This is a genomic window from Nocardioides cavernaquae (assembly GCF_003600895.1).
Classification (GTDB): Bacteria; Actinomycetota; Actinomycetes; order Propionibacteriales; family Nocardioidaceae; genus Nocardioides; species Nocardioides cavernaquae.
Genome location: NZ_QYRP01000002.1, coordinates 162841 through 187583 on the forward strand (window position 1 = coordinate 162841; position 24743 = coordinate 187583).

Genomic DNA, 24743 nt, shown 5'->3' on the forward strand with positions numbered 1-24743 from the left:
CACGCCACTGATCAGGTTAGTGGCGCTCGTCACACCTGTCGGGCGAACGGCCGAACTGGCTAGACCTTGTCCGGGTCGATGTCCGCTTTCGCGAGCTCTTCGACGTTGACGTCCTTGAAGGTGAGCACCTTGACGTTCTTCGCGAAGCGCGCGGGGCGGTACATGTCCCACACCCAGGCATCGCTCATGGACACCTCGAAGAAGACATCGCCCTGCTCCGTGCGGGCCTTCACATCCACCTGGTTGCACAGGTAGAAGCGGCGGTCGGTCTCCACGACGTACTTGAAGATGGAGACCACGTCGCGGTACTCGCGATAGAGGTTGAGCTCCATCTCGGTCTCGTACTTCTCGAGATCCTCGGCACTCATCGCGTCTCCTCGGGCTGGGCTTCGCGGACATTCTGCACCGAGGCGTGTACGCCCCACCCCGCGGCCCGCCGGAACGCAGCAGGGTCGACGTCGGCACACCCGGGCAGCCGCCAGCTGAGGCGGTGGTGCCGGGTAGGGCCATGGGTGGCGAGCGCAGCCAGGTGCTCCGGCGCGCTGTAGCCCTTGTTCTCGGCCCAGCCATAGTGCGGGAACTCCTCGGCGAGCTCGATCAGGAGCGCATCACGGGCAGTCTTCGCGAGGACACTCGCTGCGGCAACCGCCGAACACTTCAGGTCCGCCTTGATCATGGTGACGACGCGCGGCACCTCGGCAACGACAGGTGCCGGTGACCCGAAGAGCGCATCCTGCTCCGGGGTGCTGAGGTAATCATGGTTGCCGTCGAGCAGGACGACGCCCGCTGACGGAGCGAGCTGTGCCAGCGCACGCTGACCGGCCAGCCGCAGGGCGGCGGTGAGCCCGAACTCGTCGATCTCGACCGGGCTCGCATGGCCCACGCCGTAGGACATGGCCCAGCGCTGGATGCGCGGCACGAGCTGCTGGCGCGCCGACGCCGTCAGCAGCTTGCTGTCACGGACGCCGGACGGTGCCGAGCGGGTCGACTCGTCGATCAACACCATCCCGACGGTGACCGGACCGCAAAGAGCGCCCCGCCCGACCTCGTCCGCCGCAGCGAGCAGGGCGACGCCCTCACGCAGGAGGCGCCGCTCGAAGCGAAGCGAAGGGGCGATGGTCGGGCTCACTTCGCGTCCGGGACGTCCTTGAACGCGTCGGGACGGGTGATGTGGTCGAAGCGCTTGATGGGCCAGACGAGGGCGAAGACCTTGCCCACGACGTTGTCGACCGGGACCAGGCCACGGGTCGGCGGGCACTCGGTCTCCTTGGTGGTGCACAAGCGCGCCGTGGAGTCCTCGGAGTTGCTGCGGTTGTCGCCCATGACCAGGAGATACCCCTCAGGGATCGTCACCTTGAGCGCCTTGGCCGTGCAGGGCTGGTCCTCGGACTGGATGCTCAGCGGTGCCGCGCACGTCGCGTTGGGCATGACGTACTGGCTCTCGTTGACGGGTTTGCCGTTGACGCTGAGGCGGCCCTCGTCGTCGCAGCAGGTGACCGTGTCACCGCCGACTCCGATGACCCGCTTCACCAGGTGACCGCCGGTCGGGTAGAGGCCGACCTTCGCGAGCACGCGGGCGGCGGGGTTGTTGGGACCGGTGCTGTCAGCCGCCAGCCAGTTGCCCGGGTCCTCGAAGACGATGACGTCGCCGCGCTCCGGAGTGCCACCGCCCCAGTAGGAAACCTTCTGGACCAGGATCCGGTCGTCCTGGACGAGGCCGGGCTCCATCGAGGGCGACGGGATGTAGAACGCCTGGATGAAGAGCGCCTTCAGCACGATCGCCAGGCCGAGGGCGACCGCGAGGAGCAGGATCGACTCCTGCCAGACCGGCAGGTGCTTCTTCGCGGGCTTGCCGGACGAAATGGACGAGGACCGCGACTCCGTGCCCTTCACGCCGTCATTGTCGGCGGGCACAGTGTCGCGGTCCTCGGAAGTCACGCGGCAGAGCCTAACTGGCCCTGCGCAGATCAGAACTCGCGGCGCTCCTTGATCTTCGCTGCCTTGCCGCGCAGGTTGCGCAGGTAGTACAGCTTCGCGCGACGGACGTCACCGCGGGTGACGATCTCGATCGACTCGAAGATCGGGGAGTTCAGCGGGAAGGTGCGCTCGACACCGACGCCGAAGGAGACCTTGCGGACGGTGAAGGTGCGGCCGATGCCGGCGCCGTGGATGCGGATGACGACACCCTGGAAGACCTGGATACGCGAGCGCGTGCCCTCGATGACCTTCACGTGGACCTTGATGGTGTCTCCGGCGCGGAAGGCCGGGACGTCGTCGCGCTTCTGCGCGTTGCCGAGCTCGGTGATGACGTTGGTCATGATGCTCCTCGCGAACGCCACAGGTCAGCCGCGGTAGATGCTTGAGTTGATCGGTGCGGCCCGCACTCCGGCCGGCGGCACCCGGCGCCCCCTGTGGCAGGAGCTGGATGCAGGACCCCCGTGTGTTCCTCGGAGCGCCCCTTCGGCCGACGGGCCAAGGAAGAAGTCTGCCACAGCGGGTGCCACGCCGGAAAATCCTGAGGTTGCCCTGCAAGGATGGCGCGCGTGACGACTTCCGCCGCCGACTGGCCACCGCACGGCGCCGTGACCAGGCCCTGGCGGCAGACAGTACGCCGCGGCCCCCGCGCCGATCGTCAGCTCGGCGAGGTCATCGTCTCGCTTCCTCCCCTGATCGCCGGGCTGACCTACTCGCCCGAGCCCGCACTGCTGCGCATGCTCGAGGCGGTTGCCGGCGGGCTGACCCACCTCGACATGGTGCATGGACGCACGCTGGCGGCGCTCAACGGACTGCTGCTGCGCACCGAGTCGGTCGACTCCTCCAAGATCGAGAACGTCGACGCCTCGCTCTCCGACTACGGTCGGGCGCTGCTGGGCGAGGGCGCCAATGCCTCCGCCGTCTCGATGGCATCTGCCACCTCCGCTCTCGACCGGATGATCCGCGACGCCGGCATGCTCCCCCGCACGCTGCGCAAGGAGGCGATGCTGCGCGCCCACCACGACCTGTTCTCCCGTGTGCCCTCGGAGAGCGTGCGCGCTGGCCACGTCCGACACCGCCAGAACTGGGTCGGCGGCAGCGACTGGTCACCCCGTGGAGCGCTGCACGTCCCTCCCCCGCCGGAGACCGTCGACGCCTACCTCGACGACCTGTTCGCGTTCGCCAACCGCGACGACATGCCGGCACTCGCCCAGGCCGCGATCGTGCACGCGCAGTTCGAGTCGATCCACCCGTTCACCGACGGCAACGGCCGGATCGGGCGGGCTCTCATCCACGCCGTGCTGCGCAAGCGGCGGGTGACGCGTCACCTCACCGTGCCGATCGCCTCCGGCCTCGTGTCCCACCGGGATCAGTACTTCGGAGCACTCAACGACTACCGGGCCGGCAACGCGTCGACCATCGTCACGATGCTGGCGAGTGCGGCGAGCATCGCGACGCGTGAATCGCGCCGCACCGCCGCGGAGGTGACCGAGACCCGCGAGCGCTGGAGCTCGGCTGCGGGACATCCTGCGCCGGGGACCCCGGCGTACCGGTTGCTGGACCTGCTCGTCGAGGAGCCGATCATCAACATCCCGCTCGTCATGGAACGGGGCGACGTGAAGGATTCCACCGCCCTCGATGCGATCGGCGAGCTCCAGAAGGCGGGAGTGCTCCAGCGGGCGCCGCGCTCGCGGCGTACTCCGGTCTGGTTGGCACCCGACGTGCTGCGCGAGGTCCACGACCTCAGCATCCGGATCAGCTCCGCCTCCCTGAACCTCCACGCGACCGACCGCTGACCGACTGATCCACGGGACGCGAAATGGCCACAGGCCCGCCCCGGCGAACCGGGACGGGCCTGCGAAGAGTGCGAGGCACTCAGTCCATTGCGTAGCCCCCGCCGTGCAGCGCGAGGTCGATGCCGGCGATCTCGTCCTCTTCCTTGGCGCGGAAGCCGACCGTGAGGTCGATGACCTTGCCCAGGACGAACGCGACGACGAACGAGTAGGCCAGGATCGTGAAGGCCGGGATGGCCTGGACGACCAGCTGCTCGTAGTTGCCGCCGACGAAGAGGCCGGTGTCGATGGCGAAGAAGCCGAGGTACAGCGTGCCGATGAGACCAGCGACGAGGTGGATGCCCACCACGTCGAGGGTGTCGTCGACGCCGATCTTGTACTTGAGCTCGATGGCGACGGCGCAGACAGCACCGGCCACCAGGCCAAGGACGATCGCCCAGATCGGCGTCAGGTTGGCGCAAGCCGGGGTGATCGCGACCAGACCGGCAACGATGCCGGAGGCGGCGCCCACCGCAGTGGCCTTGCCCTCCTTGAAGTGCTCGACGACGATCCAGCCGATGAGCGCAGCGGCCGGAGCCACGAGCGTGTTGACGAAGATCAGACCGACCTGGCCGTCAGCGATGGCCGCGCCACCGTTGAAGCCGAACCAGCCGAACCACAGGATCGCGGCGCCGATGAGGACGAGCGGCACGTTGTGCGGCTGAGCCTCTTCCTTGGAGAAGCCGACCTTGCGCTTGCCCAGGACGATGGCAAGAGCGAGGGCAGCAGCACCCGCGTTGATGTGAACAGCCGTACCACCGGCGAAGTCGATCGTGCCGGCCGCGTAGCCGAACTTCTCGTCGAGCTTGTTGACCCAGCCGGTGAAGTCGCCGGAAGCGTCGAACGCGAAGACCCAGGAAGCAACCGGGAAGTACACGAGCGTCGAGAAGAGTGCCGTGAACAGCATCCAGGGCCAGAAGCGCGCACGGTCGGCGATCGCACCCGAGATCAGCGCGACCGTGATGATCGCGAAGGTCGCACCGAAGATGGCGCTCGCCATGACGACGCCCGAGCCGTCCTCACCAGCGAATGCGGCCTTGGCAGCGTCCTGCAGACCGAAGTCGGAGAACGGGTTGCCCAGGACGCGCGGGATCCAGTCAGCGTCGGAACCGTCGACGTAGGCCTGGTTGAAGCCGTACAGGATCCACAGGACCGCAACGACACCGATGCTGCCGAAGCTGAGCATCATCATCGAGATGACGCTCTTCGACTTGACCAGGCCTCCGTAGAAGAACGCCAGGCCGGGCGTCATGAAGAGGACGAGGGCCGCTGTGATCAGCAGCCAGATAACACCAAGATCCATGAAACAACTCCTCGAGGGGTTCGGGCCCGGACTGCAGACCCACGGCGGCCAACCTCATTGGTGACCATGCGTGGGCGCGATCCTGCCTGCGCCGCATTTCGGGCAACGGTGGGTCTTGTTTCGTGCATGTAACAGATCTCACGGCTTTCCAGCGTTGAGCGTGAGAACCCGGATACGGGAGAGGCGAAGACCTCACAGTCTCTCCGACTGGACCGGTCTACTCGCCGAGCAGATCCGGGCGCCGCTCGCGGGTGCGCTCCTCGGACTGCGCGAGCCGCCACCTGGCGATCTCGCCGTGGTGACCGCTCAGGAGTACGTCGGGGACGTCGAGGCCGCGCCAGCTCGCCGGCTTCGTGTACGACGGGTACTCGAGCAGCCCGTCCTCGTGCGACTCCTCGACCAGCGAGTCAGGATTGCCCATGAAACCGGGGATCAGGCGGACGACTGCCTCGGTGATCGCGAGCGCAGCGACCTCTCCCCCGTTGAGCACGTAGTCACCGAGCGAGATCTCGCGGACCTCGGCACGGGTGCGGGCGTGGTCGATGACGCGCTGGTCAATGCCCTCGTAGCGCCCGCAGGCGAAGACGATCCGCTCGCGGGTGCTCAGCTCACGGGCCAGCTCCTGGTTGAAGACCTCGCCGCTGGGCGTCGTGAAGATGACGGTCGCGCCGTCGATCTCCAGCTCGTCGAACGCCTCACCGAACGGCTCGGGCTTCATCACCATGCCCGCGCCGCCGCCGTACGGGGTGTCGTCGGCGGTGTTGTGCCGGTCGTGCGTCCACTGGCGCAAGTCGTGCACGTGGATCTCGAGCAGGCCCTTGGCGCGCGCCTTGCCCGGCAGGCTCAGCTCGAGGGGCGCCAGGTAGTCCGGGAAGATCGAGAGGATGTCGATCCTCATGGCCGCCGACTGTCCTGTCCGGCGTCCTCGTCGTCGTCGTCCTCGAACGGCGTCACGAGGCCAGGGCGGTCGGCGATGACGACCCGCCCACCGGCCACGTCGACCTCAGGCACGAGCGCGCTCACGAACGGGACCAGCGCATCACGCCGGTCCTCCGTGCGGATGGTCAGCAGGTCCTGTGCGCCGTGGACCAGCTTCGTCACGGTGCCGAGGAGCTTGCCCTCCAGGTCGTACGCCGCGAGGCCGATCAGCTGGTGGTCGTAGAACTCGTCCGGGTCGTCCGGCGTCTCGTCGGCGTCGACGGTCGCGTGCAGCAGCGTGCCCCGAACGGCCTCGGCCTGGTCCCGGTCGGTCATCTCGTCGAAGGTCGCCAGCAGGACGCCCTGGTGCCACCGGATCCGGTTGACGGTCAGCGCCCGCAGCCTGCTCGCGCTGTCCTTCGGCGGCGTCGCGGCCAGCTTGTTGCCGACCGCGAACCGGCGCTCCGGCTCGTCGGTCTTGACGTCGATGGTCACCTCGCCGCGAACGCCGTGGGGCTTGCCGATACGGCCGATGAGGACCTCGATCTGGTTCACGGGCTCAAGGGTAGTGGCTGGCAGATTCACCGGCCGACCGGTGAATCGGGCACATGTTGTGGCGTGCACCGCACAACCAGTGCCCGAATCGCGCACGAAGTCACGAAGTGCGGCGTCAGGCGGCCTGCGCGAGAACCCGCCGGATCATCGCGGCCGTGCGGGCGGGGTGCTCGAGGTCCGCCCAGGTGATGCGGATGCAGCGCCAGCCTGTGGCCCGCCGCAGTCGGTCCTCACGCTTCTTCTCACGGAAGACGGCATCACCAGGCTCCTCACCTTCACGCAGAAACCGCTGGTACTTCGCCTTGCCGTCGAACTCCAGGAAGACGCCGAGCTCGGGCCAGGCAAAGTCGACCACTCCGACCAGGTCGCCGGTGGCGTCATACACCTCGTGCTGCGGGACCGGCATCGGCAGCCCCTGGCTCCACAGCAAGTACGACGTGCGGCTCTCCCCAGCAGACTCCATCCGACGGTCCATCAGATGCAGGACAGCGTTGGTGCTGAGCGTGTGCGGCCAGTGGTCGATCGCCTGCGCATATCTCTCCCGAATGGCGGCGTCCGTGACCAGCCCCGAGTGGAGCAGATCGTTGATCGTCACGAGAGCCGCCTCCACACCGACCACAGTCGTGAGCTCAAGCGCCGCACGAACGGGTGCCATGACCTGGAAGTCGCCAACCGTCACGACATCACCGTCGATGATCCGGCCGCGATGCTGGCGAACGCCCGCTGCACGCCCGACACTCCGGCCATCCAGGCGGGTCAGGTGGGGAATCTCCAGCGGGAGAGACCAGTGCGTCGCGGTGTGCTCCAGCACCGCGGACACATGCGAGAGCGCGACCGGGCGGTCGCAGCACCGGTACGCAGCGCGGGCCCGCACCCCATGACGCTCCCGTGGGCTCATTGCCTCCCAAACGTCCGCGAACACGTACGCACCGTGACGCAGTCGCAGGATCACCCCAGCCCGCCGAAGCCTTCCGAGGGCATGGTCGTCGTACCCGGCCGCGAGCGCCTCCCGTCGGAGAAATGCACCCTTGGCCGCGCAGATGGCTCGCAGTTTGTCCATGCCGGGAGACTTCCCCGGTTCGCCGCCTGCCGGATCGGCGTGCGCGCGATCAGTGGAGGACAACTCGATTCACTCGACTGTGGATGAAGAGTGGCTCACTCCGCGCGCGAGTCGGGCACCTGGAGTGCGGTGCACGGCACAACATGTGCCCGAATCACCGGCCGGCCGGTGAAACTGCAGGAGCAGAAATGCGCAACGGGCGCCGCTCCGTGAAGGAGCGACGCCCGTTGCGTCGTACGTGCTTGTCAGCTGCGGCGGTCGACGTCCACGAAGTCGACCCGCGCGCCACCCTTGCCCGCGAGGGCAGAGACGACCGTGCGGAACGCGGACGCGGTGCGACCGCTGCGACCGATCACCTTGCCGAGGTCCTCGGGATTGACCCGGACCTCGAGCACGGAGCCGCGCCGGAGCTGCTTGTCCCGGACGACAACGTCGTCAGGGTGATCCACGATGCCGCGGACCAGGTGCTCGAGCGCGTCGGCCAGCATGCTCACGCCTCGGTGACCTCGGCGGCGGGCGCCTCGACGACCTCGGCCGGAGCCTCAGCGGCCGGAGCCTCAGCAGCGGGAGCCTCAGCCTCGACGGCCGGCTCCTCAGCCTTGGCGGCCTTCTTCTTGGAGGTCACGGCCGCGCCCTTGGGCTCGTCGTTCGCCTCCTTGAGGGCAGCGTTGAAGATCTCCAGCTTGTCGGCCTTCGGAGCGGCGACCTTGAGGGTGCCCTCCGTGCCCGGCAGGCCCTTGAACGTCTGCCAGTCACCGGTGATCTTGAGGATGGCAGCGACGGCCTCGGTCGGCTGCGCGCCGACACCGAGCCAGTACTGAGCCCGGTCGGAGGTCACCTCGATGAACGAGGGCTCCTCCTTGGGGTGGTACTTGCCGATCTCCTCGATGACGCGCCCATCGCGCTTCTTCTTGGCGTCGACAACGACGATGCGGTACTGCGGGACCCGGATCTTGCCCAGGCGCTTCAGGCGAATCTTGACGGCCACGTTTGTGGTGTCTCCTCGAAAAGTTGTTGTGAGTGAGCGTTGGCTCCCTGGTGGGGACCGGGGCCAAGAAACTCGAAGGGCCTGCCAGTGCCGGGATAGAGGGTCGCGACTCAGGCAGGACTCAGCGGGACATTCTGCCAGACGGTTGCCCAGCCGCGAAAATCAGGCCACGACGACGCCGCGGAGTACGACGACCGCGGGGCTGTGGAGCACCGTCAGGTCCTCCCGCGGATCGCGGTCATAGACGACGAAGTCTGCCTCCGCGCCCTCCTCGAGGGCCCCGTAGCCGAGCCAGTGGCGGCCCTTCCAGGATGCCGCCGCGAGCGCGTCAACGGCCGGGATGCCCATCGCGTGCATCGCCAGGACCTCGTTTGCCAGGTTGCCGTGGCGCTTGTCGCCGCCGCCGTCGGTGCCGGCGTACAGGGCAACGCCGGCGTCGAACGCGTTCATCAGTACGTCGCGGCGGTGCGCGTAGAGGTCGGTCATGTGCGCCGCGTAGACCGGGAAGCGGGCCGCGCCGCCCGCTGCATGGTCGGTGAACTTCTCCGTCTGCATGACCGTGGGCACCAGCGCGGTGCCCTGCGCGACCATCGCCTCGATCAGGTCGGTGGTCAGCCCGGTGCCGTGCTCGATGCAGTCGATGCCTGCGCCGATCAGCGCAGGCAGCACCTCGGCGCCGAAGCAGTGGGCGGTCACCTTGGCCCCGTGGGCATGTGCCGCCGCGACTGCCGCCGCGAGCACCTCGTCGGGAAAGGTCGGAAGCAGGTCGCCCTCCTCACGGGAGATCCAGTCACCCACGAGCTTCACCCAGCCGTCACCGCGGCCGGCCTGGTTGACCACCTCGGCGACCAGGTCCGCAGGCTCGACCTCGACGCCGTAGTTCCTGATGTAACGACGCGTGCGCGCGACGTGTCGGCCCGCCCGCACCAGCCGGGGCAGGTCGTCGCGCTCCTGCACGAAGCGCGTGTCGATCGGCGAACCGCAGTCCCGGATCAGCAGCGCGCCCGCGTCACGGTCCTCGATCGCGGTCGCCACGGTCTCGGACTCGGAGATCGCGCCCTCCTCCCCCAGGCCGAGGTGGCAGTGGGCGTCGACCAGGCCGGGCACGATCCAGCCGCGCGCAGCCGTCTCCGCTCCCGGTTGCGCGTGGAAGGTCACGTGACCATCGACGACGTACAGGTCCTGGGGCTCGCCCGACGGAAGAATCGGGCCGTGGAACCGGAGCGCGCTCATGGACGCGACGCTATCGCCCCCTCCACCCCGACACGGCGCAACCTCGATGCCGACACGGGTCGCGCCGTGTCGACGGAGGAGAGCGGATCAGCCGAGGAGGTCGAGCAGCCAGGACGGGCTCATCGAGCGTGCGCCCAGGCCCTCGAGGCGCGCAGCCAGGACCCGGTCGGCAGTGATGGCGGTGACGTGGTCACCGGCGTCGACCGCGCGGCGTACCTGCTCGATGATCGCGGTGTCGCCGTCCTTGGGTGCGTGGACGGTGAGTACGTCGCCGTCGCGGCCCGCACGAACTCCGCCCTTGGCCTGGCCCTCGAGCACCATCACGACACGGTCGTAGGCAACATCAGCGGTCAACAGGGTCTCGTGCAGGCGACGCGCGGCAGACGCGCGGTCCTTCCACCAGCCGTCGGGGCGCGAGCCCACGACGTTGGCGGCGTCGACAACCAGGACCCTCACCGACGGAGCCTCACTTCAGGAACTTCGAGAAGTCCTTCGGCAGGTCAAGGTTGGCGGCAGCCGTCTCGTAGTCGATGACCGGAGCTGCGGGAGCCTTGGCAGCCAGCTCGGCCTTCTGCTGCGCAGCCTTGGCCGGGTTGCCGGAGACGCGCTTCGACTTGCCCTTCTGCGGAGCCTGGCGCGCATTGCCGCGCTTGCCGGGCCCGGGACCGCCCATGCCGGGGACTCCGGGCATGCCCGGCATGCCACCGCCCCGGGCCATCTGCAGCATCATCTTCTTCGCTTCGTGGAAGCGGTCGACGAGGGTGTTGACGTCGGAGACCTGGGTGCCGGAACCCTTCGAGATGCGCAGGCGGCGCGAGCCGTCGATCATCTTCGGGTTGTCGCGCTCGGCCGGCGTCATCGACTGGATGATCGCCTGGATCCGGTCGATCTCGCGCTCGTCGAAGTTGGCCAGGGCGTCCTTGAACTGACCCATGCCCGGGAGCATGCCCATGATCTTCGACATCGAGCCCAGCTTGCGGATCTGCTGCATCTGGACGAGGAAGTCCTCGAGGGTGAAGTCGCCGCCCTGGCCCGACAGCTTCTCGGCGGCCTTGAGCGCCTGCTCCTGGTCGAAGACCTTCTCGGCCTGCTCGATCAGGGTGAGCATGTCGCCCATGTCGAGGATCCGGCCCGCCATGCGGTCGGGGTGGAAGACGTCGAAGTCGGTCATCTTCTCGCCCGCCGAGGCGAACATGACCGGCTTGCCGGTGACCGAGCGGACGGAGAGCGCCGCGCCACCGCGGGCGTCGCCGTCGAGCTTGGTGAGGACGACGCCGTCGAAGCCGACGCCTTCCTGGAAGGCGAGCGCGGTGGTGACCGCGTCCTGGCCGATCATGGCGTCGACGACGAAGAGCACCTCGTCGGGGTTGACCGCAGCGCGGATGTCCGCCGCCTGCTGCATCATCTCCGCGTCGATGCCGAGGCGGCCGGCGGTGTCGACGATCACGACGTCGTAGAGCTTGCGAGTGGCTTCCTCGATGGAGGCCTTGGCGACGGCGACCGGGTCGCCGCTGCCGTTGCCGGCTTCCGGAGCGAAGACGGGTACGCCGACGCGCTCACCGTTGACCTGGAGCTGGTTGACCGCGTTGGGGCGCTGGAGGTCGCAGGCCACGAGGAGCGGGGACTTGCCCTGCTCCTTGAGCCAGAGCGCGAGCTTCGCTGCGAGCGTCGTCTTGCCGGCACCCTGGAGGCCCGCGAGCATGATGACCGTCGGGCCGGTCTTGGCGTAGCGCAGGCGGCGGGTCTCGCCACCGAGGATCTCGACGAGCTCCTCGTTGACGATCTTGACGATCTGCTGCGCAGGGTTCAGCGCTCCGCTGACCTCTTCGCCGCGCGCACGTTCCTTGATCGCGGCCGTGAACTCCTTGACCACGGGCAGGGCGACATCGGCCTCAAGCAGCGCGATGCGGATCTCGCGCGCGGTGGCGTCGATGTCGGCCTCGGAGAGCCGTCCCTTGCCGCGAAGGTTCTTGAACGTATCGGCGAGCCGGTCGGAGAGCGTGGCGAACAAGGTGTCGGGTCCTCGGTGATCTGGCTGGATGGACAAACGTCCACCAGCGTGAGACGGCTGAGTCAGGCCTCAAGAGTAACCGTGCGGACGAGGGCCTCCCGCACAGCGTGGGCAGCCTGGTCGGCGCGGTCCGGGGTGAGCACTCCCCCATCGACCTCCTGCACGTAGAAGACGTCGACTGCCTGGGGGCCCAGCGTCGACACGTGGGCCGACCGGACCGAGAGTCCCAGGAAGGCCAGCGCGGCGCAGACGAGGTAGACGACGCCCGGCCTGTCGTCCATGCGGATCTCCAGCACCGTGGCCGTCGAGGAGGCCTCGGGACGGATCTTCACGCGGGGCTCGAGGCGACCGGGGCGCGGCCGCGACAGCCGCTCGCGTGCGTCGAGCCGGCCCTCGACGATGGAGGCAAGCCGGGTGCGGAGAACGGCGGCATCGAGGTGCTGCTCGTCGGTGTCCCACACGGAGACGCCGTAGAGGTCCTGGGTCCAGACCTTCGCCGCACGCACCGAGGTGCGCTGCACGGCGAACATCGCCGCAGCATCGGCGAGCAGGCCCACCCGGTCACCGGAGATCACCGTGACCCGCGAGCCGTCAGCGGTGCGGTCGACGCCGACGTGCACCTTGGACGGGTTGTCGCCGATCTCGCGCGGGATCTGCACCCACTGCTCGGGAACCTTCGGTGCCGACGAGTGGGTGGCCTGGGCTACCAGAGCGGCAAGCGTGCGGTTGGCGAGGTGCCGCACCAGCCGCGCCCGCCAGGTCGACCAGGCCTTGGGCGAAGCGGCCTTGGCATCCGCCTCGGTGAGCGCCGTCAGCAAGGAGAGCATCTCCTGCGTCTTCACCCGGTCGACGATCAGCTGCACGGTGGCGGGGTCGTCGGGGTCGCGTGTGGTCGCGGTCTCGGCGAGCAGCAGGTGCCAGCGGACCAGGTTGCCGACCAGATCGACCTCGTCGCCGTCGAAGCCCCAGCGAGCTGCCACCTCGCGCGCGATCGGCTCGCCGGCGACGGAGTGCTCCATCGTGTCGCACTTGCCGATGTCGTGGAGCAGGGCCGCAACCATGAGTACGTCGGGGCGCGCGACCTTGCGGATCAGCTCCGAGGCCTCGATGCAGGTCTCGACCACGTGCCGGTCGACGGTGAAGCGGTGGATGATCGAGGCGTGCGGGAGCGACCGGATCAGCTCCCACTCGGGGAGGATCCGGTCGAGCGCACGGGTCTCCTCCAGGGTCTCCCAGACCGGCAGCAGCCCGCGGCCGGCGGCGAGCAGCCGCACGAGCTGGTGCCGGGCCTCCTCGGGCCACGGCACCGGCATCTCGGGGCAGAGCCTCGCCAGACGGGCCGCGGTGGTTGGCGCGAGCGGCACTCCCCGCTCCGCGGCCTCGGCGGCGGCGCGCAGCAGCATGATCGGGTCGTTGGCCGGTTTGGCGGTTGCATCCAGCACGATCTCGCCGGACGAGAGGGCGATGCCCGGTGCCACCGTGCGCAGGTCTGGCCTGCGCGCACCACGCAGCGACGTCGGACGGGCAACGACCTGGTCGACGCGGTGCCAGGTGAGCCGGGCGATGTGGGTCATGCGACGCCCGAGCTCGCGCACGTGGGACTGGACGGCACCGGCGTCCGCGAGGCCGAGGGGTTCGGCAAGCTGCGCCCACATCTCGGGGTTGATGCGGTCGGTGGCGCGGCCGGCGACCGCGTGCAGGACGTCGCGGGTGTCGAGCAGCGCCTGACGGCACCGCTCGACCTCGACGTGCGGGACGTCGACCAACCAGCTCGCGACCAGTGCCTTCAGCGCCGTCGCGTCACGCAGGCCGCCCTCGGCCTCCTTGAGGTCCGGGATGGAGACGTGCGCCAGCTCGCCCATGATGTCGTGGCGTGCCTTGACCAGCTCGTGCATCTCGGGCAGTCGCCGGCGTGCCTCGCGGCGCCAGCCGCCGAGCATGTTGGTGCGCAGCCGGAGCGTGAGATTGGGGTCGCCGGCAAGGTGTCGTGCGTCGAGCATGCCGAGCGCGACGCGCAGGTCGGCCTCCGCGGCTGCGATGGTCTCGGGCAGGGACCGGACCGAGTGGTCGATGTTGTTGCCCGAGTCCCAGAGCGGATACCAGAGCTTCTCGGCCAGCTCCCCGAGGTCGACGCCCTCGTCATGGACCAGCACGACATCGAGGTCGGAGTACGGCGCCAGCTCGGCGCGGCCGTAGCCGCCAACGGCGACCAGGGCGACCCCGACATCGGGGCCGCCCAGGTCGGCGTACGCCTTGGCACACAGCTCATCGGCGGCGGCCGTGCGTCGCTGGCGATCGTGCGCGTTCACTCCGGGATGACTGTCAGATCGCGGCCTGGTCGCGGTCGCCGGTGCGCACGCGCACGACGGACTCGACGGGGCTGACCCAGACCTTGCCGTCACCGATCTTGCCGGTCTGCGCAGCGTTGACGATGGTCTCGATCACGCTCTCGGCATCGCCCTCGTCGAGCAGCACCTCGACGCGGATCTTCGGGACGAGCGTGATGTCGTACTCCGCACCGCGGTAGACCTCGGTGTGACCCTTCTGGCGGCCGTAGCCGCTGACCTCGCTCACCGTCATGCCGGTGATGCCGATGGTCTCCAGGGCGGCACGAACGTCCTCCCACTTGTGCGGCTTGATGACCGCGGTGACGAGCTTCATTCCGTTCCTTCTCTCGTTGCCTGTGCCGACCGTATCGCCCTCAAGGGAGCAATGTGCCACTCCCGTGGCCAACGTGGGGACGCGCGCCGCCGGTGGACGCGTGCAGGTCGTACGCCGTCTCTGCGTGGAGCACCAGGTCGACGCCCGACGCCTCGTCGTCCTCGTGCACCCGGAACCCGATCGTCTTCTCCAGTGCGATCGCCAGGAGCGCCGTCGCGATGAACGAGAAGGCGAAGGTCGCACCGGCCGCGACGAGCTGGCGGCCGAGCTGGTCGACACCTCCGCCGTAGAAGAGACCATCGACGTCAGTGACCGCCTTCGAGGCGAGCAGGCCGATGATGATCGTGCCGACGAGGCCACCGACCAGGTGGACGCCGACGACGTCGAGCGAGTCGTCGTAGCCGAGCTTGTACTTCAGGCCGATGGCCAGCGAGCAGATCGCGCCGGCGGTGATGCCGACGAGCATCGCGCCGATCGGCGTCACGAAGCCGCAGGCCGGGGTGATCGCGACGAGACCAGCCACGACCCCCGATGCCGCACCGAACGACGTGGCGTGGCCGTCACGCAGCTTCTCGACCAGGAGCCAGGCCAGCAGGCCGGTGCAGCCGGCGAGCAGCGTGTTGACGAAGACGATCGCGGCCAGGTTGTTGGCGGCGAGGGCCGAGCCGGCGTTGAAGCCGAACCAGCCGAACCACAGCAGCCCGGCGCCGATCATCGTCAGGGTCAGGTTGTGCGGACGCATCGGGTCGCGACCGAAGCCGATCCGCTTGCCGAGGACCAGCGCCACGGCGAGGCCGGCCGCACCGGAGTTGATCTCGACGGCGGTGCCGCCGGCGAAGTCCTTGGCCATCAGGGAGTTGGCCATCCAGCCACCGACGTGGTCACCGGCGCTGAAGTCGAAGATCCAGTGCGCGACCGGCGCGTAGACCAGCACGGTCCACAGCCCGGCGAAGAGCAGCCAGGTGCCGAACTTCGTCCGGTCCGCGATGGCACCGGCGATGAGCGCCACGGTGATCACCGCGAAGAGGCCCTGGAAGATCGCGAAGATCGTCACCGGGTACGCCGCCGCCGGGTCGTCGGCGAGCATCCCGGCAAAGCCGAGGTACTGCGTCGGGTCCCCCACCAGACCGAGGCCGAGGTCGTCGCCGAAGGCGATCGAGTAGCCCACCAGCACCCACACGACGGTGACCACGGCCAGCGCGCCGAAGACCATCATCATCATGTTCAGGACGCTGGTGGAGCGGACCATGCCGCCATAGAAGAAGGCCAGGCCCGGCGCCATGAGCAGCACCAGGGCGGCCGAGATGAGCAGCCAGGCGGTGGTGCCGGTGTCGAGCTGGGGAGTCACGGCCAGCGCCGCGAACGAGTGGAGCATCGTGCGTCCTCACGGTCGGTGTGCGGGTGCTCCTGGTCGACGGAGCGGCCCACACTGTCGCCGCCTTGTGTTTCGGGGACGTTACAGATCTCACGGACTCACCCGACCTCACTCAACGACGAAGGCTCCCCGCGCGTGCGGGGAGCCTTCGTCGTTGAGTGGAGCCGGGATCAGATCGCGGCCTCGTCGCGGTCGCCCGTGCGGACCCGGACCACGGTCTCGATCGGGCTGACCCAGACCTTGCCGTCGCCGATGCGACCGGTCTGGGCGGTCTTGACGACCAGGCCGACGATGTCGTCGGCGTCGTCGTCATCGACCACGATCTCGATGCGGATCTTGGGAACCAGCGCGATGTCGTACTCCGCGCCCCGGTAGACCTCGGTGTGGCCCTTCTGGCGGCCGTAGCCGCTGACCTCGCTGACGGTCATGCCCGTCACGCCGAAGGTCTCGAGGGCCTCACGGACGTCCTCCCACTTGTGCGGCTTGATGACCGCGGTCACGAGCTTCATGTGGTGCTCCTGTCTGTTCGTGAAGAGGTCAGTTGAGGGCGGACGACGTGGAGGTGGCCAGGTCGTACGCCGACTCGCCGTGCTCGGCGAAGTCGATGCCGTCGACCTCTTCCTCCGCCGAGACGCGCCAGCCAATCGTGTACTTGATCGCCAGGCCGATGACCGTGGTCAGCACACCACACCACACGACCGTGAAGAGCACCGCGAGCGCCTGGTCGCCGAGCAGCGTGAAGCCGCCGCCGTAGAAGAGGCCATCGATGCCCTGCGGGGCCTCGTCGGTGCCGAGCAGGCCGATCAGCAGCGCGCCGACGAGTCCGCCGACGAGGTGGACGCCGACCACGTCGAGCGAGTCGTCAAAGCCGAACTTGTACTTCAGCCCGACCGCCACGGCGCAGAAGGCACCGGCGACCACGCCGATGGCCAGGGCGCCGAAGATGTCGACGGCACCACAGGCCGGGGTGATCGCGACCAGGCCGGACACGATGCCCGAGGCCGCGCCCAGGGCAGAGGCCTTGCCGTGCAGCACACGCTCGACGAGGAGCCAGGCAAGCATGGCGGCCATCGTGGCGAGCGTCGTGTTGAGGAAGGTCGCGCCGGTCTCGCCGAGGAACGCGAGCTGGGCGTCGCTGGTCGCCTCGGCGGTGTCGAAGCCGCCGTAGAAGACGATCGAGCCGACGTTGAAGCCGTACCAGCCGAACCAGAGCAGGCCCGCTCCGATCATGGTCAGCGGCAGGCTGTGCGGCTTCATCGGCTCCTTGCCGAACCCGACTCGCTTGCCGATGATGATCGCGAGGACGAGGCCCGCGACACCGGCGTTGATGTGGACGACCGTGCCGCCGGCGTAGTCGAGCGCCGTCACGTGCTGCGTCAGCCAACCCATGCCCCACACGTTGTGGGCGACCGGGAAGTAGACCGCGGTGACCCAGATCGCGATGAAGACGACCCAGGCGCGCAGGCGCACCCGGTCCGCGATGGCGCCGGAGATCAGGGCAGCGGTGATGACCGCGAAGGTGAGCTGGAAGGCGACCCACAGGTAGGTCGACCCGGTGCCGTCAACGGTGTCGACCGACCAGGTCTCGTTGTTGAGCGCGAAGCCCTCGAAGACCTTGCCGATCAGCTTGCCGTTGGCGAAGCCGTTCGCGTCGTCCAGGCCGGACATCGACCAGCCCCAGAGCACGTAGACGATGCCGACGACGCCCATCGAGACGAACGACATCATCATCATGTTGAGCACGGACTTCGACCGGGACATGCCGCCGTAGAAGAGCGCGAGAGCTGGCGTCGTCATCATCAGCACCAGGGCCGTCGCGACGATGAAGAAGGCGTAGTAGCCGTCCATCAAACCTCCAGGAGAGTTCTACGTGGCGGGCCCTCCGCATCGCGACCGCCGTAGCGGCAGCGGGGGTCCACCGATTGGAAGCACTCTGGTGGTTGAGGGTTTCGTCGCGCAATCCCCAATGTTTCGCGCAGGTTAAGTCGTTGGGCGGGTCGCCCTCAGCCCAGCAACGCGTCGACGAACGCCTCGGGCTCGAACGGCGCGAGGTCGTCGGGGCCTTCGCCCAGGCCGACCAGCTTGACCGGCACGCCCAGCTCCCGCTGGACCGCGACGACGATGCCGCCCTTCGCCGAGCCGTCGAGCTTGGTCAGCACGATGCCGGTCACGTTGACGACCTCGGAGAAGACCCGGGCCTGGATCATGCCGTTCTGGCCGGTGGTGGCGTCGAGGACGAGCAGCACCTCGGTGACGGGTGCCTGCTTCTCGATGACGCGCTTGACCTTGCCGAGCTCGTCCATGAGGCCGGCCTTGTTCTGCAGGCGACCCGCGGTGTCGACCAGCACGACGTCGTACCCACCGTCGACGGCTGCCTTGGCGGCCTCGAAGGCCACCGATGCCGGGTCACCGTTCTCGGCGCCGCGGATGACGGGTACGCCGACCCGCTCGCCCCAGGTGGCGAGCTGGTCGACGGCGGCTGCGCGGAACGTGTCCGCTGCGCCGAGGACGACGGTCTTGTCCTGGGCGACGAGGATGCGCGAGATCTTGCCGACCGTGGTCGTCTTGCCGGCTCCGTTGACACCGACGACGAGGACCACACCGGGCTTGCCGTCGGATCCGCTGATCTGGAGACGGCGGTCCATCGTCGGGTCGACGAGGTTGATCAGCTCCTCGCGGAGCACGTCGCGGGGAGACGCGGCGTCCGCGCCCTCGACGCGCATGCGGGTGCGCAGTCGCTCGACGAGCTGCTGCGTGGGCGCGACGCCGATGTCCGCCGACAGCAGGGTGTCCTCGATGTCCTCCCACGTGTCCTCGTCGAGACGGTCGCGCGAGAGCAGTGCGAGCAGGCCACGACCGAGGCCGGACTGCGAACCGGAGAGGCGCTGCCGCAGGCGGACCAGGCGACTCGCGGTGCCTTCAGGCTTCTCGAGAGTCGGCTCGAGCGTGGGCGCCTCGGCTGTTGCGGTCGCGGCGCCGCCACCGGCGTCCGCAACCTGGGGCTCGTCGGTGTCGGGACGCGCGAGGACGTCGGCGCCACTGCCGCGCGGGCGCCGGCGCACGGCCGTGCCGACCAGTCCGACGATGAGCAGCAGTCCGAGGACGCCGATGCCGATGAGGAGGTAGAGCTGGTCAGCGAGAGCACCCATGCCGCCAATCCAATCACGCGGCACGCGCGAGCCGGCAAACCACCGTGTCCGTCCACCGCGGGCTGCACGGATAGTCTCCCGGCATGACTGGAACGCCCGACGCCCGCCTCCGCATCATCGCGACGATGATGGTCCGCGACGAGGTCGACATCGTCGCCGCCATGATCGAGCACACCCTCGACCAGGGCGCTGACCTGATCATCGTCACCGACAACGCGTCGGTCGACGGCACCACCGAGGTCCTCGAGGCGTACGCCGCGACCGAACGTGTCGAGCTGCACCACGATCCACTGCACAAGAAGCAGCAGAGCAAGGTGGTCACGGGCATGGCCCGACGCGCGCGCACCGAGCACCGGGCAGACTGGGTCCTCAACCTCGACGCCGACGAGTTCCTCGTCCCCGTTGACAAGCAGCTGACCGTGCGCGAGGCGTTGTCGCGCACCAGCCTGCACCTGAACGCGTTCACCACCGAGGTCGTCAACCTCGTCGGCCCCCCGGCCTGGAGCGGCGGCGGCATCGGCAGGCTCGACTGGCGCGACCACCGCCCGGTCGAGCAGCTCCACGAGATCGGCATCCACGCCCACCCGACGCCGAACTGCGTGCACCGTGGCGAGTCCGACATCGTCGTCGCCCAGGGCAACCACTTCGTCTCGCTGCTCTCCAACGGCCAGCCGCCGGCCGAGGTCGCCATGGAGGTCTACCACCTGCCCTGGCGCTCGTGGGCGCAGCTCGAGCGCAAGGTGGTCAACGCCGGCAAGGCCTACGAGGGCAACCCCGAGCTCAAGCCGAGCAAGAACCACCACGGCATGGCTGACTACCGCCGTTACAAGGCGGGGCGCCTCCAGGAGGCCTACCTCGCCCGCACGCCCACTCGCGGCGAGATCGAGCGCGGTGTCCCAGAAGGTCACTACGAGCACGACGGCTGGCTCTCGCAGCACCTGATCGGTCTGGCCGGGCGGGCGGTCCTCCCCCAGCAGCTGGAGGCCGTCGTGGGCCCGGACCGCGACCACCCGGTCCCGGACGCAGAGCACGAGGCCGGCGCTGCGGCAGGTCGGCGCTGGCTGGCCGAGGACCGGCTCGCCACTGCTCCCGCGTGATCAGAGGCTGAAGCCGCGCCGCTTCCGCTCCTCGATCGCGACCTCGACCAGCCGCTCCGCACGAGCGTGGAACGAGTGCTCGCGCGCGATCCGTGCGGCCACCTCGCGCCGGTAGGCGTCGTCTCCGAACACTTCGTCGGGGTTGACCATCGAGGACAGGCGCACGAGATCCTCGGGCGTCCGGTAGACCTGCACGAGGTTGCCGAAGGTGTCACCGAGTCCTGCGACGTCATCGGTGATGACCCGGGCACCGCTCGCGGCCGCATCGAAGAGGCGGTTGGACACGAAGCCCTCGACCCGCATGTCCTCCCAGTGGTCGTTGAGCACCACTCCTGCGCTCCGGTACGCCGCCCCGAGATCCGCGTTGGGGAGGTACTCGCCCTTGATGTAGCGCTTGTGGACGAACTCCTTCCACTGCCCTCCGTAGATCGACAGGGGAAGGCCCTGCTCGACGGCATCCGCCACGATCGGCCGACTCACGTTGCGCGAGCTGCCCACGAACAGGACCGGGTGCCCGGTGTCGGGCACCGCGCGGTCCGGGTGGAAGGACTCCGGATCGGTCGCCTGGAGCAGCGGCTCCACCCTGCGTCCCCATTCGCGCGAGGTCTGCTCGGCCCACGAGACGCTGGCGGCGAGAACGCGGTCGAAGTAGTGCGCCTGCGCTGCGTGGAAGCGTTCGGGGTGGGAGATCACCCAGACCAGGTTCACGCTCTCGGCGAACGGCTGATAGGGCGCGAGTCCCTGCAGCACCAGGTTCACGTCATCGTGGCGCCCCGACGAACGGTAGAACTCCGGGCGGGCATCGATGACGACCTGCTGCCCGAGCTCGCGAAGCGCTCCTGCGACGGCACGGGCGAAGTGGGTGTCGCCCCAGTGCTCGCCGGCCTTGCCCGCGGGGGCCGGGTTCTTGATGGACCAGCGCAGTCGCGGCGGCGCCTCCGAGACCTGGGCCCGGCCCGGCAACCGGTCCGTGCGCACGAGCACAGGCGACGGCGCCCCGACCGATCCGATCTCGTCGCGGTGGTGAACCACCTCGTGATCGACGACGGTGAACCCGCGCGTGCCCCACAGCTTCACGTCATCCGCCGGCAGGCGGTCGCGCCACTGCTCGAGCAGGACGGCGCGGTTCTGGCGGGACTTCTTGAAGCGGCCCTCGCTACGCGACTCGTGGTGGATGACCACTGAGTCGGGCCGGACGACGAAGTGGCCCTCGCGGACGTCGGCGAGGCGCAGGCACAGGTCGATGTCCTCCATGCCGTTGCGATAGATCGGGTCCAGGCCACGCACTGCCGTCAGGTCGGCGTGCCGGACGGCAAGGGCGGCACCGGTGAGTGCGTGGAACCGCAGCTGCTCGATGCCCTCGGCGTCCTCGCGAGGGAAGCCACCGAGGAACTCGTGCGGAATCCCGACACACGACGGGAACGCGACGCCGGCCGACTGGATCGTGCCGGTCGGGAAGAGCAACAGCGACTGGACACCGAGGACCTGAGGGTCCTCCAGAGCGCTGACCAGCGGCGTGAGCCAGCCCGGCTCGACCTCGGTGTCGTTGTTGAGGAGCACGACCACAGCTCCGCGGGCATGCGCGAAGGCCAGGTTGTTGGCCATGGCGAAGCCGCGGTTGATGTTGTCGTGCATGACCCGGACACCCGGGAAGCGGAGCGGCAGGCTGTCGAGGATGACCGCGCTCATGGCGTCGCCGCCGTCGTCGTGCACGATGCAGTCGATCTCGAGATCGGTCTCGGTCTGGGCAAGTGCGGCGACCGCGTCGGTCGTCATCCGCCAGTCACGGTAGGTGGGGATCAGGACCGACACCACGTCGGCTTCCGGCGTGCGCTCCTCGATCTCCGACCAGTCGATGAGCCGGTCACGCAGCGCCCGGTCGGGCGCGGTGTCCAGCGGCGCGTAACGCAGCCGCTGCCACCGGCGGAGCGGGCGCAGCGCCCGCATCCGGACAGACTGGTCGCGGGTGGTGCCAACCACCGGGAGGTACTCCACCCGGGAGTGGTCGGTCAGGGCAGTGACGAGAAGCCATGCCCAGATGTCCTGGGACCAGTCGATCGCCGCGGACGCAACCAGGTCGCGCCGTGCGACGACCCGGGAGATGTCGATGGTCTGGCGGCTCACCACGCGACCGCCTGCCAGGCGAGCCGCACCGTAGCGAATCGAGTCGCCGCGCTCCACCTTGAGCACGTCGGCGACAAGGTCAGCGCCGCCGGAACGGGCGGCAGCAACTGCCAACCGGAGACGATCGGCCGACCAGGTCTCGCCGGCGGTGATCACCGCGGCGTACTCACCCGTGGCACGCTCGACGGCCTCGCGCACGCCGAGGCCCACGTTCTGCCCGACCTCGAGCACCGTGACGCGTTGTCCCGGCACCTCCTCGAGGGCAAGGGCCGCCAGCGACGCGTCCTCGACGAGGACGAAGGCCTCCCACGAGACCTCGGTCTGCGCGGCCACGGACCGGAGGGTGTCCGCGAGCCGCTCGGGCACATAGCCACCGATGATCGCGACGCTGACGAGCGGACCGGACGTGGAGGGCGCGGGCCGGACACCGGCGAGTCGGGCGCGCGCGGCGTCGGCCTCCGGGCCAGGCGCCTGACGGACCAGGTCCGGGGCCATGGGCGACTCACGTTCACGCCACTCGACCAGACGCTCGCGGAGCCAGGCGCAGAGGTCCGGCTGGCGTCCGTCGTCATCGACCGGGAGCCATTCGTTGGCGTGGGCGCCGGCAGGCGCACCGACCTCGACGTAGTGGCCGATCGGTCCGTCACGGTGGTCACGCGCTGCGGGGAACTTCGCCACGTAGGGGCCGACCCGGAAGAGCGGATGCGTGCGGTACCTCCAGCGCCGACGCTGGAGGTAGACCGTGAGGGGGTCGCGGTCGTCCTCGAGCGAGAGCTGCTCGGCAAGGAAGGTGGGGTCGACCAGCGGGTGCGGGGTCAGACCGCCGCTCCGGCCGGTGGAGAGATAGTGGCGAATCGCCTGGCGCCGATCGAGGGGGCTCGCGCCACGCTCGAGCTGCAGGTTGTACCAGTCCAGATCGAACAGGGTCGAGGACGCAAGCACCTTCAGCGATGCGTGGACCGGGTCCTGGCCCGACTGCACCCGATTGATTGCCCGCCTGGCAACCCGTCGTGCGCGTCGCGTCAGTTCGTTCGCCATCGATTCCCCTTTTGCCGAGACAGGTCGACGGTCATCCTGCCACGGCGTCAACGCGGTAGCCGTCGTCCGTTGCCATTCGTCGGACGCTCTACGATCTGCGGACAGGCACATTCGAAGGAGTCATCAGTGGGTTCGAAACAAGCGCTTCATGTGCTCCGCCAGCTGGCCTACGTCGGCATGGCAGCAGCCGGCGTCGCGGCAGCGGTGCTGGCAGCCGCCGGATCCGTTCGGTGGGCGGTTGCGGCGCTGAGCCTTGTCCCCGTTGCCCTCGCCTATCTCCTGTGGGGTTTCAGCCGGACGCTCCAGGAAACGGCCCACGGACAGCGTGAGCGCCACCAGCAGCTCGGGCGCCAGGTCCGACGGACGAACGCCGGGCTTTCCGAGGTCGCCAAGATCGTGGCCACGCTGGAGAAGCGTCAGGACCCCACGCCGGAGCTCTCCCGAGCAGCGGGCCGGTACGACGAGCTGCGCCGTCGCATTCTCGCCCTCACCCACTCCGTGGACGCGACCGCGAGCGAGACCGTGAACCTGGCTCGCCTCCAGGACGAGCTGCTGCCCGGGACCGCCACGATGCCGACCCTCGGCGGTTGGGCGGCAACCAACCGCACCATCGCGGAACTGGTCTCGATCGTCCTGACCCGCGCCGAGCACCCGACTGTTGTCGAGTGCGGCTCAGGCTCCTCGACCGTCTGGACCGCGGCCGCCCTGCGCAAGCGCGGCGGCGGCAAGGTCATCTCCCTCGACCACGACGCGTCGTACGCGGAGCGCACCCGGGAGGAGCTGCGCCGCCACGGCTTGTCCGACTACGCCACGGTGATCCACGCACCGCTGACCGACCTTCCGGGACAGGTGGGACGGCAGTGGTACTCCACCGCCGGGCTCCCCGAGCTCGACGGAGTGGACGTCCTGTTCGTGGACGGCCCGCCCGGAGCCTCGGCCCGTCTCGCGCGCCAGCCGGCATGGGACACGTTCGCGCCCAGCCTCAACAACGGCGCGCTGGTGATCCTCGACGACACCGACCGCGAGGCCGAGCAGGAGATCGTCGAGGACTGGACCTCGCGTCCGGTCGCCGGTCGCGACCTGGCCTTCGTGGGCTACCTGGGCCGGGCCACCCTCATGGACGTCACGACCGGCTGAGAGCCAGCGATCAACGACGCGACGTCAGCGGGCGGTGGGCGTCGTCCTCGGTGAGCACCGGCAGCGCGGAGCGACCTCGCGCGAGCGCATCGCCCAGCCACGCGGCGCGCGGGATCTCTTCGCCGCGGTGTGGGTAGGCGACGTACAGGACGACGAGAGCTGCCACGGCAACGGCAGCCAGAAGCACCAGCAGGATAAGGAACATCAGTGATTCACCCCGAGTGAGTCGATTTTTCCTGGGTCGGCGACATCGTGCCATGGCAAAGGAAACTGGAGGTTGCCAGCAGG

Annotated in this window: 24 protein-coding genes and 1 pseudogene; 3 read left to right on the top strand and 22 right to left on the bottom strand. The window is 69.0% G+C overall.

All coding sequences use genetic code 11. The features are described from left to right. Positions 1-59: 59 nt before the first annotated feature. From D4739_RS00870 to rplS, 4 genes are read right to left on the bottom strand one after another with little or no spacing between them, the layout of a single operon-like run. On the bottom strand, positions 60-368 hold the full coding sequence (locus D4739_RS00870) for a DUF2469 domain-containing protein (RefSeq protein ID WP_120058830.1): 309 nt from the start codon (positions 366-368) through the stop codon (positions 60-62). Then, a complete protein-coding gene (locus D4739_RS00875) occupies positions 365-1129 on the bottom strand; it encodes a ribonuclease HII (RefSeq protein ID WP_120058832.1) in 765 nt (254 codons plus the stop codon). Before D4739_RS00875 ends, D4739_RS00870 begins: the two co-directional genes overlap by 4 nt. Further along, positions 1126-1938, bottom strand: coding sequence for a signal peptidase I (gene lepB, locus D4739_RS00880; protein ID WP_238473458.1), 813 nt, complete (start codon positions 1936-1938; stop codon positions 1126-1128). Before lepB ends, D4739_RS00875 begins: the two co-directional genes overlap by 4 nt. Positions 1939-1967: 29 nt before the next feature. Beyond that, complete coding sequence (rplS, locus tag D4739_RS00885) at positions 1968-2318, bottom strand: 50S ribosomal protein L19 (protein WP_120058834.1); 351 nt, start codon at positions 2316-2318, stop codon at positions 1968-1970. 225 nt (positions 2319-2543) lie between these two features. On the opposite strand from rplS, the gene D4739_RS00890 reads away from it, so the two are divergent. After that, the gene (locus D4739_RS00890) at positions 2544-3770 is read left to right on the top strand and encodes a Fic family protein (RefSeq protein ID WP_238473459.1); all 1227 of its coding nucleotides are present in this window, start codon (positions 2544-2546) and stop codon (positions 3768-3770) included. 79 nt (positions 3771-3849) lie between these two features. Here D4739_RS00890 and D4739_RS00895 read toward each other — a convergent pair whose 3' ends face one another. The 16 genes and pseudogenes from D4739_RS00895 to ftsY all read right to left on the bottom strand — a co-directional run bounded on the left by D4739_RS00895 (position 3850) and on the right by ftsY (position 19059). Continuing rightward, the gene (locus D4739_RS00895; RefSeq protein ID WP_120058839.1) at positions 3850-5109 is read right to left on the bottom strand and encodes an ammonium transporter; all 1260 of its coding nucleotides are present in this window, start codon (positions 5107-5109) and stop codon (positions 3850-3852) included. A gap of 217 nt (positions 5110-5326) precedes the next feature. Next, complete coding sequence (gene trmD, locus D4739_RS00900) at positions 5327-6007, bottom strand: tRNA (guanosine(37)-N1)-methyltransferase TrmD (protein WP_120058841.1); 681 nt, start codon at positions 6005-6007, stop codon at positions 5327-5329. Next, a complete protein-coding gene (gene rimM, locus D4739_RS00905; protein ID WP_120058844.1) occupies positions 6004-6582 on the bottom strand; it encodes a ribosome maturation factor RimM in 579 nt (192 codons plus the stop codon). The genes trmD and rimM overlap by 4 nt, the downstream gene beginning before the upstream one ends. Positions 6583-6697: 115 nt before the next feature. Further along, a complete protein-coding gene (locus D4739_RS00910) occupies positions 6698-7480 on the bottom strand; it encodes a hypothetical protein (RefSeq protein WP_238473460.1) in 783 nt (260 codons plus the stop codon). 27 nt (positions 7481-7507) lie between these two features. After that, a pseudogene (locus D4739_RS17410) lies at positions 7508-7642 on the bottom strand (type IV toxin-antitoxin system AbiEi family antitoxin domain-containing protein); the annotation flags it as partial. Positions 7643-7887: 245 nt separating this feature from the next. Continuing rightward, on the bottom strand, positions 7888-8130 hold the full coding sequence (locus D4739_RS00915; protein ID WP_120058848.1) for an RNA-binding protein: 243 nt from the start codon (positions 8128-8130) through the stop codon (positions 7888-7890). Positions 8131-8132: 2 nt separating this feature from the next. Next, positions 8133-8630 carry a 30S ribosomal protein S16 gene (rpsP, locus tag D4739_RS00920; RefSeq protein WP_120058849.1) on the bottom strand — a complete coding sequence of 166 codons (498 nt, stop codon included), beginning with the start codon at positions 8628-8630 and terminating at the stop codon, positions 8133-8135. A 162-nt stretch (positions 8631-8792) separates the two neighbouring features. Next, positions 8793-9863 (bottom strand): amidohydrolase family protein, encoded by a 1071-nt coding sequence (locus D4739_RS00925; RefSeq protein WP_120058850.1) that lies wholly within the window; start codon positions 9861-9863, stop codon positions 8793-8795. Positions 9864-9950: 87 nt separating this feature from the next. After that, positions 9951-10319 (bottom strand): hypothetical protein, encoded by a 369-nt coding sequence (locus D4739_RS00930; protein ID WP_120058851.1) that lies wholly within the window; start codon positions 10317-10319, stop codon positions 9951-9953. A 10-nt stretch (positions 10320-10329) separates the two neighbouring features. Next, positions 10330-11874, bottom strand: coding sequence for a signal recognition particle protein (ffh, locus tag D4739_RS00935; protein WP_120058852.1), 1545 nt, complete (start codon positions 11872-11874; stop codon positions 10330-10332). Positions 11875-11936: 62 nt separating this feature from the next. Continuing rightward, on the bottom strand, positions 11937-14183 hold the full coding sequence (locus D4739_RS00940; protein WP_182920249.1) for a [protein-PII] uridylyltransferase: 2247 nt from the start codon (positions 14181-14183) through the stop codon (positions 11937-11939). Between the two features lie 13 nt (positions 14184-14196). Continuing rightward, entirely contained in the window at positions 14197-14535 is a 339-nt protein-coding gene (locus tag D4739_RS00945) for a P-II family nitrogen regulator (RefSeq protein ID WP_120058854.1), read from the bottom strand. A 40-nt stretch (positions 14536-14575) separates the two neighbouring features. Continuing rightward, positions 14576-15910 (bottom strand): ammonium transporter, encoded by a 1335-nt coding sequence (locus D4739_RS00950; RefSeq protein ID WP_120058855.1) that lies wholly within the window; start codon positions 15908-15910, stop codon positions 14576-14578. A gap of 170 nt (positions 15911-16080) precedes the next feature. Next, positions 16081-16419 carry a P-II family nitrogen regulator gene (locus D4739_RS00955; protein ID WP_120058856.1) on the bottom strand — a complete coding sequence of 113 codons (339 nt, stop codon included), beginning with the start codon at positions 16417-16419 and terminating at the stop codon, positions 16081-16083. Positions 16420-16447: 28 nt separating this feature from the next. Next, entirely contained in the window at positions 16448-17758 is a 1311-nt protein-coding gene (locus D4739_RS00960; protein ID WP_120058857.1) for an ammonium transporter, read from the bottom strand. Positions 17759-17913: 155 nt separating this feature from the next. Then, complete coding sequence (gene ftsY, locus D4739_RS00965) at positions 17914-19059, bottom strand: signal recognition particle-docking protein FtsY (protein WP_120058858.1); 1146 nt, start codon at positions 19057-19059, stop codon at positions 17914-17916. Positions 19060-19142: 83 nt separating this feature from the next. On the opposite strand from ftsY, the gene D4739_RS00970 reads away from it, so the two are divergent. Next, positions 19143-20156 (top strand): glycosyltransferase family 2 protein, encoded by a 1014-nt coding sequence (locus D4739_RS00970; protein WP_238473461.1) that lies wholly within the window; start codon positions 19143-19145, stop codon positions 20154-20156. Here the strand turns inward: D4739_RS00970 and D4739_RS00975 are convergent, their stop codons facing one another. Next, the gene (locus D4739_RS00975; RefSeq protein WP_182920250.1) at positions 20157-23318 is read right to left on the bottom strand and encodes a glycosyltransferase; all 3162 of its coding nucleotides are present in this window, start codon (positions 23316-23318) and stop codon (positions 20157-20159) included. It abuts the gene before it with no gap. 126 nt (positions 23319-23444) lie between these two features. Between D4739_RS00975 and D4739_RS00980 the strand changes: the two genes are divergently transcribed. Further along, positions 23445-24455: a class I SAM-dependent methyltransferase gene (locus D4739_RS00980; RefSeq protein ID WP_182920251.1), complete on the top strand. Its 1011-nt coding sequence runs from the start codon at positions 23445-23447 to the stop codon at positions 24453-24455. A 10-nt stretch (positions 24456-24465) separates the two neighbouring features. On the opposite strand, the gene D4739_RS00985 is transcribed toward D4739_RS00980, so the two are convergent. Continuing rightward, on the bottom strand, positions 24466-24660 hold the full coding sequence (locus D4739_RS00985) for a hypothetical protein (RefSeq protein WP_120058861.1): 195 nt from the start codon (positions 24658-24660) through the stop codon (positions 24466-24468). Positions 24661-24743 lie beyond the last annotated feature (83 nt).